The following is a 14,881-nucleotide window of genomic DNA, read 5'->3' on the forward strand; positions in this document are numbered from 1 at the left end:
GTGCGGGGTGTCAGGGGTTGCGCAGTGCTTTTTCGCGGCCGATGACCGCTCCTACGTGAAACAGGCGCGCTCGGGGATCGGTGCGGTACGGCTGCTGTCAGGCGTTGTCGCGGCAAGCCAGAAAGCGCAACAGTGCTGCCACCGAGTCGGGGCAATACGGTTCCGTGGCGCTCTCGTCGAGGGCCTGTTGTACAGGCATGAAGCGCGCTTCGAGGACCTCCTCGGGTTGCAGCTCCAGTGGCCCATCCCAGACAGCCGAGAACACGGCGCACCAGACGCGGTTGCCCGGCTGATCGAAGAAAAACTGCTCGTGAGCGGTCAATTCGACACCACTCACGCCCAGTTCCTCTTCAAGCTCGCGTGCGGCCGACTCGGCATAGGTTTCGTCGCCCTGCACCATGCCACCGGCAGCCACGTCCCAGTAGCCTGGATAGATCGCCTTGCTCAGCGTGCGGCGATGAACGCACAGCTCGCCCTCGCTATTGAACAGAAGGATATAGGTCCCCCGGCCGATCAGCCCACGTTCACGCAGCTCGGCCCTGGGCAGGGTTCCCAGCAGGCGGTCGGACTCATCGACCCAGGCAATCGACTCGGCATCGGACGCTGCGCGATGTTCGACCTCCTGGGTCGAGATCGGCATGTCCTCAGCCCTGCGACAGCAGCTGGCGCAGGTCGATCACTGCGGCGTTGGCCCGCGAGATGTAGTTGGCCATGACCAGCGAGTGGTTGGCCCACATGCCGAAACCGCTGCCGTTGAGAATCATCGGGCTCCAGACCGGTGCCTGAGAGGCTTCCAGTTCGCGGATGATCTGGCGCACGCTCACCGTTGCGTTCTTCTTGGCCAGCACGTCGGCGAAATCGACTTCGATGGCGCGCAGCAGGTGCGACAGCGCCCAGGCCTGACCGCGAGCCTCGTAGAAGACGTTATCGATCTGCATCCACGGGGTTTCGACGATTTCTTCGTCCACCTGTGGTGCCTGGCCGGCAATCACGCTTTCAGTCTTGAGGGTGGTGTTGAGCTTGACGCGACCGACACTGGCCGACAGGCGTTGCGACAGCGAACCCAGGCGGGTACCGACGTCGCCCAGCCAGTTGTTCAGGTTATCGGCGCGGGTGTAGAACAGCGCGTTGGTCTGGCTCGGATCGGACAGGCGATTCTGGTAGCGCGTCAGCAGGTTGATGCCTTCCTGAAACTCCGATTCGCTGGAGGGCAGCACCCAGCTCTTGTTGTCGAAATTGAAACGCGGCTCTGCGCGAGCCAGATCGCCGTCTTCGGCCGACTGCGACTGCGAACGGGCGAAGTCCTTGCGCAACGCGCGGCTCAGGTCACGCACCTGCACCAGCACGCCGTATTCCCAGCTAGGCATGTTGTCCATCCACAGGCCGGGTGGAAAACGGTCGTTGGAAATGTAGCCACCGGGCTTGTTCAGCAGTGTGGAAGCCACGGTCTTGAGGGTTTCCACCGTGGTGTAGCCCACCACCATCTGGCGCCCGTCACGCTGAGCGGCCGCCTGGGCATTCTGCTGCACCGGGAACAGTTCGGGCTCTTCGCTCCAGTACCAACCCAGCAACAGGGTCACGACCAGATAGATGGCCAGTGCGCCCAGTACCGCCTTGCTCAGGAGCAGGCTTTTGAAGGGCCTGCGTGAGCCGCCACTGGTGTCGGCACGCTCGCGCGCATCGCCTGTGCCCGCACGATTCTTCCAGTCCAGCATGGCTTATGTCCTTTCTATCGCGGAATTCATGGGTTCTGACCTCGTCACTAGGCTAACGTGCCTCCTACGGGCAAAGTTTTCCAGGTGAGATAGCGCAACGGCACTATAAAGGATGCACAAGCAGGCTGCAGCCGCGGCAAAGGCATCCGGATGTGTCAGACCGGGGCCAAGTGCCGATCGACGATGAAAGCCATGTGCCATCTTTTTAACGCTCACGTCACGAGCCTGTAACAGATCGGCCATACCTTCACGCACTGACCATTTCGCTGTTGGTAGTGCCCCATGCGCCTGAAGCTGCTCACCAATCTGAACACGTTGTTGCTGGTTGCCGTGTGCATCGCACTGGCAGCGACCCTGTGGTGGTCGCAAAGGGCCCTGGAGCAGCCTTATCTGCTGATGGAGCGCTACCTGCAACTGTCACGTCAGTTCCAGGATGAAGTCGTGCGCAACGTCCAGGATTACCTGAACAGTGGTGACGCGCTGCGCCATGCCGAAGCCACCCAGGCCTTGACCCGGCTGCGTGAAGGCATCACCGGGCTGCCGGCAGAGCTCACCGGCCCCTTGCTGCAGGAAGTGGATGCGCTGGGGACGTTCACCGCCGAGCAACTGCTGGCCGCCGGCAAGCTGGCGGGGGACCCACAGGCGCTGCTGGTGCAGGCCGAACGCGAACTGGGCGGCACGCTGGAGCAGTTGGCCCGGTATTCACAGGGCAACGACGCTTATCAGGCAACGCTGCTGGGCGCCAGCCAGCAACTGGCCAAACTGACCCTGGCACGGGAGAAGATGATCAGCAGCGGGCGCAGCGAGCTGGCCGCCGACGTGGAGCGCGAACTGGCCGGCATCAGGACCCAGGCCACCACCCTGGAAGGCTTGCCGCTGCTGGGCGTTTCCAGCACCAGCGCGTCGAGTGCCGATGATTTCGCTTCATTGATGGGGTTGCAGAATGAAAGCACCACGGCCACTCAGGATGACGGCGTGGACCTCAAGCGCGAGCTGGCCGGTCTGCTGACGCGCTATCCGGCCGAACTGAGCCGTACCCGTGAACTGATCCTGCGTCGGACCGAGCTGGCCGAGGCCGCGCAGCAACGCATCGGCGCGGTCCAGCAGGGCCTGGGGGCGCTGGAACCCGGCGTGCGCAGCCAGCACGCTCGAATCCAGGGTGAAGTGCGACTGCTGCAAGGGGCCATGATCGGTCTTATTCTGCTGATCGCGCTGCTCATCGACCGCATGCAACGCCGTCTGGCGGGCGTGCTGACCCGTCTGGATCCAGCGCTGTCGACCTGGGCCGAGGGAGACTTCGCCCGGCCCATTGCCCTGGGCCGGACCAACCATGAATTGCAGGCCATCGAAGCCTCACTCAATCGCCTGCGTCTGTATCTGGTCGAGTTGGTCGGCACCATTCGCCAGAACGCCGAGCAGGTGGCCGGCAGCAGCCATCAGCTCGCCGAGCTCAGTGGCGGCTTGCACCAAGGGGCGCTGCGCCAGGCCGGGGACACGGCGCAGATCCGCGATGCACTGGGCGAGCTGGAAGCGACCATCGGCCAGGTGGCCGGTGACGCCAGTCAGGCTGCAGCGGCCAGCCGCCTGGCGGGTGATGCGGTGGAGCATGGTCAGCAGGTCATCGGGCAGAGCCTGAGGGGCCTGCATGCGCTGGTGGGTGAGGTGCAGGGCAACGCGCAGATGATCGAACAGCTCGCCGAGGAGTCGGCCACCATCGGCGAGGTGCTGACCGTGATTCGCTCGATCGCCGACCAGACCAACCTGCTCGCCCTCAATGCCGCGATCGAGGCGGCCCGTGCCGGCGAGATGGGTCGCGGTTTCGCGGTGGTGGCCGAAGAGGTGCGTTCGCTGGCGTCGCGCACGACCGGGGCGACCCATCAAATCCAGACCTTGATTGCCGGCCTGCAGACGGTTGCAAGGGACTCCGTGCAGGGTATCCGCGCGCAAGTGGTTCATGCCCAGGCCACGGCGAGTCAAGCCGAGGCGGCGGACGGTGCCCTGACGCAGATCGTCACGGCGATCCAGACCATCTCCGACACCGCCGTGCGCATCGCCGACTCGACTGCACAGCAAAGTGACGCGGTCGGCGAGATTCGCGAGCACGGCGAGCGCATTCATGGCTTGGGTGAAGACAACCTGCAACTCATTGGCCAGGGACGGGCTCAAGGCGAGCATCTGTTGCAACTGGGGGGCGAGTTGCGCACGGCGGTCCAGGCGTTCAGGGTCTAGTGCGGGCGACCCTGTCCGGGCGACCCTATCCAGACGACCCTATCCGGGCGACCCATCCTGTTACATGAAATTGGCCCGTGGCGATTCGGCAGTACCGCACCGCTCCAGTATGATGCGCGCTCAGTTGCTGTCCGAGAAACGTCATGCGCCGCCTGCTCTGCCTCCTGTTGTTGGTTTTCGCACTGCCCGTCGCGGCCTCCGGCCTGCTCGACACACGGCCCAGCGCCACCCTGGGAGGCGCATCGCTGAACAACAGCGCCGACTTCCTGCCGGTCGGCCAGGCGTTCCAGCTCGAACAGGTGCAGTCGTCGGCGCAAGACATCACCCTGCGCTTCGTCATCGCCGAAGGCTACTACCTCTATCGCCACCGCTTTGAATTCAAGGCCGAGCCTGCCGACATCGCGCTGGGAACGGCACAACTGCCGCCTGGCGAGGCGAAACATGACGAGTACTTCGGCGATGTCGAGGTGTACCACGGCATTCTCGACGTGCGCATTCCTCGCCCCAGCGGTGATCAGCGGGCCTTCACCCTGGCGGTGACCTTCCAGGGCTGTGCCGACAAGGGCTTGTGCTATCCGCCGGAGACCCAGCGCCTGTCCGTGGCGGGCATCGGGCAGGCCGCGCCGGTGGCCAGCCAGACGCCTGTCGACGGTGGCTGGCAATGGCATGAACTGGCGTTGTTCTTTCTCGCCGGCATCGGCCTGACCTTTACGCCCTGCGTGTTGCCGATGCTGCCGATCCTGTCCGGCGTGGTCCTGCGTGGGCAGGTCGGCGGGTGGCGCGGCTTTAGCCTGTCGCTGGCCTATGTGCTGCCCATGGCGGTGTGTTTCGCCTTGCTCGGCGCACTGATGGGCAAGTTCGGCGCCGAACTCAATCTGCAGGCACGCTTGCAGTCGATCTGGGTGCTGGTGCCGTTCGCCCTGTTCTTCGTGATCTTCGCCCTGGCCATGTTCGGTTTGTTCGAACTCAAGCTGCCAGCGGCGGTGAGCCAGCGCCTCGATCGCGTGGCCGGCAATGCCAAGGGCGGCTCGCTGTGGGGCGCCGCAGTGCTGGGCGTAGTGTCTAGCCTGCTGGTGTCGCCGTGCGTATCGGCGCCGCTGGCCGGAGCGCTGCTCTATATCAGCGCCAGCGGCGATGCCTTGGGAGGCGGGTTGAAACTCTTCGCCCTGGGCCTGGGCATGGGCGCGCCGCTGCTGTTGGTCGCCACCGGCGGCGCGGCCTGGCTGCCCAAGAGCGGCCCGTGGCTGGTGACCGTCAAGAATGCCATCGGCGTGTTGCTGCTGGGCCTGGCGATCGCCCTGCTCGCCCGGGTATTGCCAGGCAGTGTGACCCTGCTGTTGATCGGTCTGCTGGCCGCCGGTGTCGGTGTGTTCATGGGTGCGCTGGAGTGGGTGGTGAAACCGGCGCGGCAACGCTTGCAACAGGTGCTGGGGCTGGGCTTCGTGTTCTATGCCCTGGCTTGCTGGCACGGTGCCCTGAGCGGCCAATCCGATCCTTTCCAGCCGCTGGCACGTCCTACCGTCAGCGCTTCGAATCCTGCCCTGCCGAGTACAACAGCCGATGCGTGGCAGACGGTCACTACCGACGAAGGCTTCGCGCTGGCCCTGCAACAGGCCAAGGCCGCTGGTCAGCCTCTGGTACTGGACTGGTATGCCGACTGGTGCATCAGCTGCAAGGTCATCGAGCATGAAGTGCTGACCGATCCGCAGGTCATCGCTCAGCTGGCGGGGTATCGCAAGGTGCGCCTGGACATTACCCAAAGCAACGCTGAACAGCGCGCCCTGCTCGACCGTTTCAAGCTGTTCGGGCCACCGGCCCTGCTGTTCTTCGACGCCAACGGCATCGAACAGGTCGCCTCGCGAGTCGTGGGTGAAATCGATGCGGCAGGGTTCGTCGGCAAAATACCGCCATCAGGCGATCAATGATCGTCGGCAGTGACCGAAATCGACAAGCGAGTCACAAATTTTGCGCAAACATCGGGCAACGTGCGGGCTATTGCGCTTAACTGGACAGACGCCCGGGCTTTCCGGCATAGTTCGCCCGCTCCGCGTATTAACCCGACGGTGAGAGACCACTGAAAATGGACATGACCCGACGCCTTTCACCGGCCGATGTCACCACCGACGTGACGCGCCGCTGTCGATGAGCATCCCACTGTTCGACGTGCGTGTTTTTCACCGGCACGTTCAAGAATTTTCGCCGTCACTCGGCCCTTTTCAACGGCACATGAGTGTTCGCAGCCTTCTGTGAAAGGCGCTTGGCATAGAACACCTACTGAACGCCCCTGACCGACCCTTGGGAGTTGATGATTAATGGATATTCGTAAAGTCAAGAAACTGATCGAGCTGCTGGAAGAGTCCGGCATCGACGAGCTGGAAATCAAGGAAGGCGAAGAATCCGTACGGATCAGCCGTCACAGCAAGACCCCGGCCCAGCAGTACTACGCGCCCGCGCCAATGGCAGCCCCTGCCGCCGCGCCCGTGGCCGCCGCACCTGCTGCCGCAGCCGCCGAACCCGCTGCTGCCAAGTTGAACGGCACCGTGGCTCGCTCGCCGATGGTCGGCACCTTCTACCGCAAGGCGTCGCCAGCGTCGCCGGCATTCGTCGAAGTGGGCCAGACCGTGAAGAAGGGCGATACCCTGTGCATCGTCGAAGCAATGAAAATGATGAACCACATCGAAGCTGAAACCAGCGGTGTGATCGAATCGATCCTGGTAGAAGACGGTCAGCCGGTTGAGTACGACCAGCCGCTGTTCACCATCGTTTGACCAGCGGAGAGCCTGCGATGTTGGAAAAAGTTCTGATCGCCAACCGCGGCGAAATCGCCTTGCGGATCCTGCGTGCCTGCAAAGAGCTGGGCATCAAGACCGTTGCCGTCTACTCCAAGGCCGACAAGGAGCTGATGCACCTTGGCCTGGCTGACGAGTCGGTCTGCATCGGTCCGGCACCTGCCAACCTGTCCTATCTGCACATCCCGGCAATCATCGCCGCTGCCGAAGTGACCGGCGCTACCGCCATTCACCCAGGCTATGGCTTTCTCGCCGAGAACGCGGACTTTGCCGAGCAGGTCGAGAAATCCGGTTTTGCCTTCATCGGCCCGACCGCTGACACCATCCGCCTGATGGGCGACAAGGTTTCGGCCAAGCACGCGATGATCGCCGCTGGCGTACCGACGGTACCTGGCTCCGATGGCCCGCTGCCGGAAGACGAGGAAGAAGCCCTGCGCATTGGCCGTGAAGTCGGCTACCCGGTGATCATCAAGGCCGCTGGTGGCGGCGGTGGTCGCGGCATGCGCGTGGTGCACAAGGAAGAAGACCTGATCGCCTCGGCCAAGCTGACCCGCACCGAAGCCGGTGCCGCGTTCGGCAACCCGATGGTGTATCTGGAAAAATTCCTGACTAACCCACGTCACGTGGAAGTTCAGGTGCTGTCCGACGGTCAGGGCCAGGCGATTCACCTGGGCGACCGCGACTGCTCGCTACAGCGCCGTCACCAGAAGGTACTGGAAGAAGCACCGGCACCGGGCATCGACGAGGCCGCTCGCGAGGAAGTTCTGGCTCGCTGCGTCAAGGCGTGCATCGAGATCGGCTACCGCGGTGCTGGCACTTTCGAGTTCCTGTACGAGAACGGTCGTTTCTACTTCATCGAGATGAACACACGCGTTCAGGTGGAGCACCCGGTATCGGAGATGGTCACGGGTATCGACATCGTCAAGGAGATGCTCAGCATCGCCGCAGGCAACAAGTTGTCGTTCACCCAGGATGACGTGGTCATTCGCGGTCACTCGCTCGAGTGCCGGATCAACGCCGAAGACCCGAAGAACTTCATCCCCAGCCCCGGCACCGTCAAGCATTTCCACGCGCCGGGCGGCAACGGCGTACGCGTCGATTCGCACCTGTACAGTGGCTATGCGGTACCGCCGAACTACGACTCGCTGATCGGCAAGCTGATCACCTGGGGCAAGGACCGCGACGAGGCCATGGCCCGTATGCGCAATGCGCTGGACGAGATCATCGTGGACGGCATCAAGACCAACATCGCACTGCACCGCGACCTAGTGCGCGATGAAGGTTTCTGCAAAGGCGGCATCAACATCCACTACCTGGAACACAAGCTGGCCAGCCAGAAGTGATTCGGTAGTCGAAGTGAAGCTGTAGATGTGAAAAGAACCCGGCTTTCGAGCCGGGTTTTTTTTGGTCCTCGTGCGCCTCCTCGCGTAAACTGGCGCGCTTGTCGCAGCGACCCTGCTGCGCCCCCCGTTTAGATCGAAGGTGCCTGCCATGCCTTGGCTGCAAGTCCGTCTGGCCATCAGCCCAGAACAAGCCGAAACCTATGAAGATGCGCTGCTGGAAGTCGGTGCCGTGTCCGTCACGTTCATGGACGCCGAAGACCAGCCGATCTTCGAACCTGAACTCAATACCACGCCGCTGTGGTCGCACACCCACCTGCTGGCGCTGTTCGAAGCCGACACCGACGCCGACGCAGTGTTTGCCCACCTGCAGTTGCTGACCGGCACGACGCTGCCCGAGCATCACGCCGAGGTGATCGAGGACCAGGACTGGGAACGCAGCTGGATGGACAATTTCCAGCCCATGCGCTTCGGCCGTCGCTTGTGGATCGTGCCCAGCTGGCACGAAGCCCCGGAGCCTGGCGCCGTCAATCTGCTGCTGGACCCGGGCCTGGCGTTCGGCACCGGCACCCACCCCACCACGGCCCTGTGCCTGGAGTGGCTGGACGGTCAGCAGTTGCAGGACACCCAGGTGCTGGACTTCGGCTGCGGCTCGGGCATCCTGGCAATCGCCGCACTGCTGCTGGGTGCTCAGCAGGCGGTCGGCACCGACATCGACGTGCAGGCCCTGGAGGCTTCGCGCGACAATGCCCAGCGCAACGGTATTGCCGACGACCGCTTCCCGGTGTATCTGCCTGCCGATTTGCCTGCACAGCAGGCGGACGTGCTGGTGGCCAACATCCTTGCCGGGCCGCTGGTCAGCCTCGCACCCCAGCTCAGCGGGCTGGTCCGGCCTGGCGGCCTGCTGGCGTTGTCCGGCATCCTCGCCGAGCAGGGTGAGGAAGTCGCTGCCGCCTATGCCCAGGACTTCGAGCTGGACCCGATCGCCAACCGTGATGGCTGGGTACGCATCAGCGGCCGTCGCCGCTGAGCCCCGGTCAGAATGTTCCCCTGCCCTCCCAGGACCTGCGCATGAGCGAGAGTTTCGTCACCCAGTGCCCGCATTGCCAGAGCAGCTTCCGCGTCAACCACAATCAGTTGAGCGTGGCGCGGGGCGTGGTTCGTTGTGGCTCCTGCCTGCAGGTCTTCAACGCAGCCCGGCAGTTGCTCGAGCAGAGCGCGACCCTGACCCCTGCCAACCTGCCCAGACCGCCTGAGCTGGCGCCGCGGCCGTGGAGCAACGGCGACCTGGACCTGGACCAGCTCGAACTGGGCGACGCTCCCCGAGTGGACAGCCTGAGCGCGCGCCGGGACGATGCCGAGGGGGATTCGCCAGCCCTGCCGCCGATCATCGAGCGGCAACCTGCACTGGATGACGACGAAGCAGTAGCGCCTGCGAGCCGGACCGAACCGTCGCTTTCACGCCGCGCAGACCTGGACGACGACCCTCACGTCGATGATGAGCCTTCCCTGGACGGCCACGGTCGGCTGTCGGCGCTGGACGAACACGACCGGGAGGAGCCGCCCGTCACTGCCTTCAACTCGCCGCGCAAGGCGCAAGCCAACCGCAACGAGCCGGCCGTGCGCGATGAAGACGACCTGGCCGACCTGCTCGACGAGCCGATGCAACTGGCGTGGGAGAAGCCTCGCCCGCACTGGGGCAAGCGGTTGATGTGGCTGGGCCTGGCGATCGTGGCCGCTTTGGGCCTGGGCGTGCAATACGTGGTCTACCACTTCGGCGAGCTGGCTCGACAGGATCAGTATCGCCCCCTGTTCCAGGAACTGTGCCCCGTAATAGGCTGCAGCGTACCGGCCAAGGTCGATATTGCCCTGATAAAAAGCAGCAACCTGGTGGTGCGCAGCCACCCGGACTTCGCCGGAGCGCTGGTGGTGGATGCAATCATCTACAATCGCGCCGCGTTCTCGCAGCCCTTTCCCCTGCTTGAACTGCGCTTCGCCGACCTCAACGGCCAACTGATCGCCAGCCGTCGCTTCAAGCCCAGCGAATACCTCAACGGCGAGCTGGCCGGCAAGGCCGAGATGCCCCCGCAGACGCCCATCCACATTGCCCTGGACATCCTCGATCCAGGTCCTGCAGCGGTCAATTACAGCCTGAGCTTCCGCTCGCCCGAATAGCCGGATGCTTCGGTGGAGGGGCGCACTCCGCCCGTCCAAACCTGTCCGCGGGGGCAGATAACTGTTCAGATTTTATCCAAATCGATCTTTAACCCGTCATCGAGAGCGGGTATTATGCCAACCCTTTTTCGAACTCTCATGATCCGGCCCCACAACAGGGAAGTCCTATGTCGGCGGTACGCATCGGCCCGTATACCTTGAACAATTCGCTGGTCCTGGCCCCCATGGCCGGGGTTACCGATCAGCCCTTTCGTCAGTTGTGCAAGCGCCTGGGCGCAGGCCTGGTGGTGTCGGAGATGGTCACCAGCGACATGAGCCTGTGGAACAGCCGCAAGTCGCGGCTGCGCATGATCCACGAAGGTGATCCCGAGCCGCGCTCGGTGCAGATCGCCGGCGGAGATGCGCAGATGCTGGCCGAGGCGGCACGGGCCAACGTTGAGGCCGGGGCGCAGATCATCGACATCAACATGGGCTGTCCGGCGAAAAAGGTGTGCAACAAGGCAGCGGGGTCTGCCTTGCTCAAGGATGAAGCGCTGGTGGCGCAGATTCTGGAGGCGGTGGTGGGGGCCGTGGATGTGCCGGTCACCCTGAAGATTCGTACGGGTTGGGACCGTTCCAACCGTAATGGCATCAGCGTTGCAAAGATTGCCGAGCAGTCGGGCATCGCCGCGTTGGCGGTGCACGGTCGCACACGCGCCGACCTGTACACCGGCGAAGCCGAATACGACACCATCGCCGCGATCAAGCAGGCGGTGTCGATCCCGGTTTTTGCCAATGGCGACATCGATTCACCGCACAAAGCCCGGCAGGTATTGCAGGCGACCGGTGCCGACGGCCTGCTGATAGGGCGCGCGGCGCAGGGTCGGCCGTGGATCTTCCGGGAAATCGAGCATTACCTGCGCACCGGTGAACTGCTGCCGGCACCGCAGTTGAGTGAAGTGGAAAGCATTCTGCTGGAACATTTGCAGGCCCTGCACGCCTTCTATGGCGAGGTGATGGGCGTGCGCATTGCCCGCAAGCATGTTGGCTGGTACCTGTGTACGCAGCCGGGCGGGCGGGAATTTCGCAGCCATTTCAATGGGCTGCAAGAGACGCAAGAGCAATGCGCCAACGTTCGCGAGTTCTTCGGCGAACGCCATAGAAGCCTTGGTGAAAGGGACGCGAAAGAGGTGGCCGCATGACGATGATGAGCGAGACTTTAGTGAGTGGAACAACGCCTGTGAGCGACAACGTAAACCTGAAGCAGCATCTGAACACGCCGAGCGAAGAGGGTCAGACCCTGCGCGGCAGTGTCGAGAAGGCGTTGCACAACTACTTTGCGCACCTCGAAGGCGCCTCCGTCACGGACGTGTACAACCTGGTGCTGTCCGAAGTCGAAGCTCCCTTGCTCGAAAGCGTCATGAACCACGTCAAGGGCAACCAGACCAAGGCCAGTGAGATGCTGGGCCTGAATCGCGGCACCCTGCGCAAGAAACTCAAGCAATACGACCTGCTGTAACCGAAGCATTCAAACCAGAAAAGGCGACCCAGCGGTTCGCCTTTTTTGTTGACTTCTACGCTTTGAAGATGGAAATCGTGATGACCGACCAGACCACCCGCCTGCCGATCCGCCGCGCCTTGATCAGCGTTTCCGACAAGACCGGGATCGTTGAATTCGCCCGCGAACTGGAAGCCCTTGGCGTCGAGATCCTGTCCACCGGAGGTACCTTCAAGCTGCTGCGCGACAACGCCGTGGCCGCTGTGGAAGTGGCCGACTACACCGGTTTCGCCGAGATGATGGACGGCCGCGTGAAAACCCTGCATCCGAAGATCCATGGCGGCATTCTCGGCCGCCGCGGTACCGACGACGCCATCATGGCCGAACATGGCATCAAGCCGATCGATCTGGTCGCGGTCAACCTCTACCCCTTCCAGGCCACGATTTCCAAGCCCGGCTGTGACCTGCCCACCGCCATCGAGAACATCGACATCGGCGGACCGACCATGGTCCGTTCGGCCGCGAAGAACCACAAGGACGTGGCCATCGTGGTCAACGCCGGTGACTACGCACAGGTGCTGGAAAGCCTCAAGGCCGGCGGCCTGACCTACGCGCAGCGCTTCGACCTGATGCTCAAGGCCTTCGAGCATACCGCCGCGTACGATGGCATGATCGCCAACTACATGGGCACCATCGACCAGGCCAGCGAGACCCTGAGCACCGAAGGCCGCGGCGAATTCCCGCGCACCTTCAACAGCCAGTTCGTCAAGGCCCAGGAAATGCGCTATGGCGAGAACCCGCACCAGAAAGCGGCGTTCTACGTCGAGGCCCAGCCGGCCGAAGTGGGCATCGCCACCGCGACCCAACTGCAAGGCAAGGAACTGTCCTACAACAACGTGGCCGATACCGACGCCGCGCTGGAATGCGTGAAGAGCTTCGTCAAGCCGGCCTGCGTCATCGTCAAGCATGCCAACCCGTGCGGCGTGGCCGTGTGCCCGGAGGCCGAAGGTGGTATTCGCCAGGCCTATGAACTGGCCTACGCCACCGACACCGAATCGGCCTTCGGCGGCATCATCGCCTTCAACCGTGAACTGGATGCGGCCACGGCCAAGGCCATCGTCGAGCGTCAGTTCGTCGAAGTGATCATTGCCCCGAGCGTCAGCGAAGAAGCCCGCGCCATCGTCGCGGCCAAGGCCAACGTGCGCCTGCTGGCCTGTGGACAGTGGTCGGCCGAGCGTGCCGACGCCTGGGACTACAAGCGGGTGAACGGCGGCCTGCTGGTGCAAAGCCGCGACATCGGCATGATCGGCGCCGATGATCTGAAGGTGGTGACCCGCCGGGCGCCGAGCGAGCAGGAAATCCATGACCTGATCTTTGCCTGGAAAGTGGCCAAGTACGTCAAGTCCAATGCGATCGTGTACGCCAAGAATCGCCAGACCATCGGGGTCGGTGCCGGTCAGATGAGCCGGGTGAACTCGGCGCGCATCGCGGCGATCAAGGCTGAACACGCCGGGTTGCAGGTACAGGGTTCTGTGATGGCCTCGGACGCGTTCTTCCCGTTCCGCGATGGCCTGGACAACGCGGCCAAGGTAGGGATCACCGCGGTGATCCAGCCGGGCGGTTCGATGCGCGATGCCGAGGTGATTGCGGCGGCCGATGAAGCCGGGATCGCGATGGTTTTCACCGGCATGCGCCACTTCCGCCACTAACTTGGCGACGGCCGCAGCCCCTTGTGGGAGCGGGCTCTGCCCGCGAAGAAGTCCGTGGTGACCTTTTCGCGGGCAGAGCCCGCTCCCACAGGAGCTCGCACCTACGTTTCCGACAAGCATTTCGCTTTACCGAGGTTTTGAACCATGAACGTATTGATCATTGGCAGCGGCGGGCGTGAACATGCGCTGGCCTGGAAAGTCGCCCAGGACCCTCGGGTCGAGAAAGTTTTCGTAGCGCCTGGCAACGCCGGTACCGCTATCGAAGCCAAGTGCGAGAACGTCGCCATCGACGTGCTGGCACTGGAGCAACTGGCCGACTTCGCCGAACAGAACGTGTCCCTGACCATCGTCGGACCGGAAGTGCCGCTGGTGGCCGGCGTCGTCGATCTGTTCCGCTCGCGCAACCTGGATTGTTTCGGTCCGACCGCAGGTGCCGCCCAGCTCGAAGGCTCGAAGGCGTTCACCAAGGATTTCCTGGCGCGGCACAAGATTCCCACCGCCGATTACCAGAACTTCACCGAGATCGAGCCGGCCCTGGCCTATCTGCGCGAAAAAGGCGCGCCGATCGTGATCAAGGCCGATGGCCTGGCCGCTGGCAAGGGCGTGATCGTCGCCATGACGCTGCAGGAAGCCGAAGACGCCGTGCGCGACATGCTCGCCGGCAATGCCTTCGGTGATGCCGGCTCGCGCGTGGTCATCGAAGAGTTCCTCGATGGCGAGGAAGCCAGTTTCATCGTCATGGTCGACGGCAAGAACGTGCTGCCCATGGCCACCAGCCAGGACCACAAGCGCGTCGGCGACGGCGACAGCGGCCCGAACACCGGCGGCATGGGTGCCTACTCCCCTGCCCCGGTGGTGACTGCCGAGGTTCACCAGCGGGTCATGGATCAGGTCATCTGGCCCACCGTGCGCGGCATGGCCGAAGAAGGCAACGTCTACACCGGCTTCCTGTATGCCGGTCTGATGATCGACAAGGCCGGCAACCCCAAGGTCATCGAGTTCAACTGCCGCTTCGGCGACCCGGAAACCCAGCCGGTCATGCTGCGCCTGCAATCGAGCCTGATCCTGCTGATCGAAGCGGCCTTCGCCCAGGCGCTGGACAAGATCGAAGCGCAATGGGACCCACGCCCGAGCGTCGGCATCGTGCTGGCGGCCGGTGGCTACCCTGGCGATTACGCCAAGGGCGATGTGATCGGTGGCCTGGATGCTGCGGCGAACGAGCCGGGCAAGGTGTTCCATGCGGGCACCGCGCTCAAGGATGGCCAGGTAGTCACGGCAGGCGGCCGCGTACTGTGCGCCACGGCATTGGGTGACAGCGTTGGTGCCGCGCAACGCCAGGCTTATGCCTTGGCAGCCAAGATCGATTGGTCGGGCTGTTTCTATCGTCGTGACATCGGCTACCGGGCCATTGCTCGCGAAAACGGCGAGTAAACGGTGACCGTCGGGG

The 14,881-nt window shown here is 63.5% G+C and carries 12 protein-coding genes; 10 read left to right on the plus strand and 2 right to left on the minus strand.

Annotation, left to right across the window (positions count from 1 at the left end):
- Positions 1-97: 97 nt before the first annotated feature.
- Together ABMD26_RS08810 and ABMD26_RS08815 are read right to left on the minus strand one after the other, a co-directional pair.
- A complete protein-coding gene (locus ABMD26_RS08810; RefSeq protein WP_090355997.1) occupies positions 98-640 on the minus strand; it encodes an NUDIX hydrolase in 543 nt (180 codons plus the stop codon).
- 4 nt (positions 641-644) lie between these two features.
- Positions 645-1,715, minus strand: coding sequence for a DUF2333 family protein (locus tag ABMD26_RS08815; protein WP_090355994.1), 1,071 nt, complete (start codon positions 1,713-1,715; stop codon positions 645-647).
- A 1,227-nt stretch (positions 1,716-2,942) separates the two neighbouring features.
- Here ABMD26_RS08815 and ABMD26_RS22175 point away from each other — a divergent pair.
- The 10 genes from ABMD26_RS22175 (at position 2,943) to purD (ending at position 14,865) form a co-directional block, all read left to right on the plus strand.
- Positions 2,943-3,944 carry a methyl-accepting chemotaxis protein gene (locus ABMD26_RS22175; protein ID WP_502948337.1) on the plus strand — a complete coding sequence of 334 codons (1,002 nt, stop codon included), beginning with the start codon at positions 2,943-2,945 and terminating at the stop codon, positions 3,942-3,944.
- Between the two features lie 143 nt (positions 3,945-4,087).
- The gene (locus tag ABMD26_RS08825) at positions 4,088-5,869 is read left to right on the plus strand and encodes a protein-disulfide reductase DsbD (RefSeq protein ID WP_354309107.1); all 1,782 of its coding nucleotides are present in this window, start codon (positions 4,088-4,090) and stop codon (positions 5,867-5,869) included.
- A 387-nt stretch (positions 5,870-6,256) separates the two neighbouring features.
- On the plus strand, positions 6,257-6,712 hold the full coding sequence (accB, locus tag ABMD26_RS08830; protein ID WP_049861972.1) for an acetyl-CoA carboxylase biotin carboxyl carrier protein: 456 nt from the start codon (positions 6,257-6,259) through the stop codon (positions 6,710-6,712).
- Positions 6,713-6,729: 17 nt separating this feature from the next.
- Positions 6,730-8,076: an acetyl-CoA carboxylase biotin carboxylase subunit gene (accC, locus tag ABMD26_RS08835; RefSeq protein ID WP_122744053.1), complete on the plus strand. Its 1,347-nt coding sequence runs from the start codon at positions 6,730-6,732 to the stop codon at positions 8,074-8,076.
- A gap of 148 nt (positions 8,077-8,224) precedes the next feature.
- Positions 8,225-9,103, plus strand: a complete 879-nt coding sequence (gene prmA / locus ABMD26_RS08840; protein ID WP_049861974.1) for a 50S ribosomal protein L11 methyltransferase — start codon at positions 8,225-8,227, stop codon at positions 9,101-9,103.
- 41 nt (positions 9,104-9,144) lie between these two features.
- Complete coding sequence (locus ABMD26_RS08845) at positions 9,145-10,248, plus strand: DUF3426 domain-containing protein (protein ID WP_134722995.1); 1,104 nt, start codon at positions 9,145-9,147, stop codon at positions 10,246-10,248.
- A 167-nt stretch (positions 10,249-10,415) separates the two neighbouring features.
- The gene (gene dusB / locus ABMD26_RS08850) at positions 10,416-11,429 is read left to right on the plus strand and encodes a tRNA dihydrouridine synthase DusB (protein WP_056844340.1); all 1,014 of its coding nucleotides are present in this window, start codon (positions 10,416-10,418) and stop codon (positions 11,427-11,429) included.
- Positions 11,426-11,746: a DNA-binding transcriptional regulator Fis gene (gene fis / locus ABMD26_RS08855; RefSeq protein WP_049861977.1), complete on the plus strand. Its 321-nt coding sequence runs from the start codon at positions 11,426-11,428 to the stop codon at positions 11,744-11,746. Before dusB ends, fis begins: the two co-directional genes overlap by 4 nt.
- Before the next feature lie 80 nt (positions 11,747-11,826).
- Positions 11,827-13,434, plus strand: a complete 1,608-nt coding sequence (gene purH, locus ABMD26_RS08860; RefSeq protein ID WP_134722994.1) for a bifunctional phosphoribosylaminoimidazolecarboxamide formyltransferase/IMP cyclohydrolase — start codon at positions 11,827-11,829, stop codon at positions 13,432-13,434.
- Between the two features lie 144 nt (positions 13,435-13,578).
- A complete protein-coding gene (gene purD, locus ABMD26_RS08865) occupies positions 13,579-14,865 on the plus strand; it encodes a phosphoribosylamine--glycine ligase (RefSeq protein WP_122744050.1) in 1,287 nt (428 codons plus the stop codon).
- The last annotated feature ends 16 nt before the right edge of the window (positions 14,866-14,881 follow it).

Origin of the sequence: Pseudomonas sp. PvP001 (genome assembly GCF_040546375.1) — a bacterium.
GTDB classification, from domain to species: Bacteria; Pseudomonadota; Gammaproteobacteria; order Pseudomonadales; family Pseudomonadaceae; genus Aquipseudomonas; species Aquipseudomonas coleopterorum.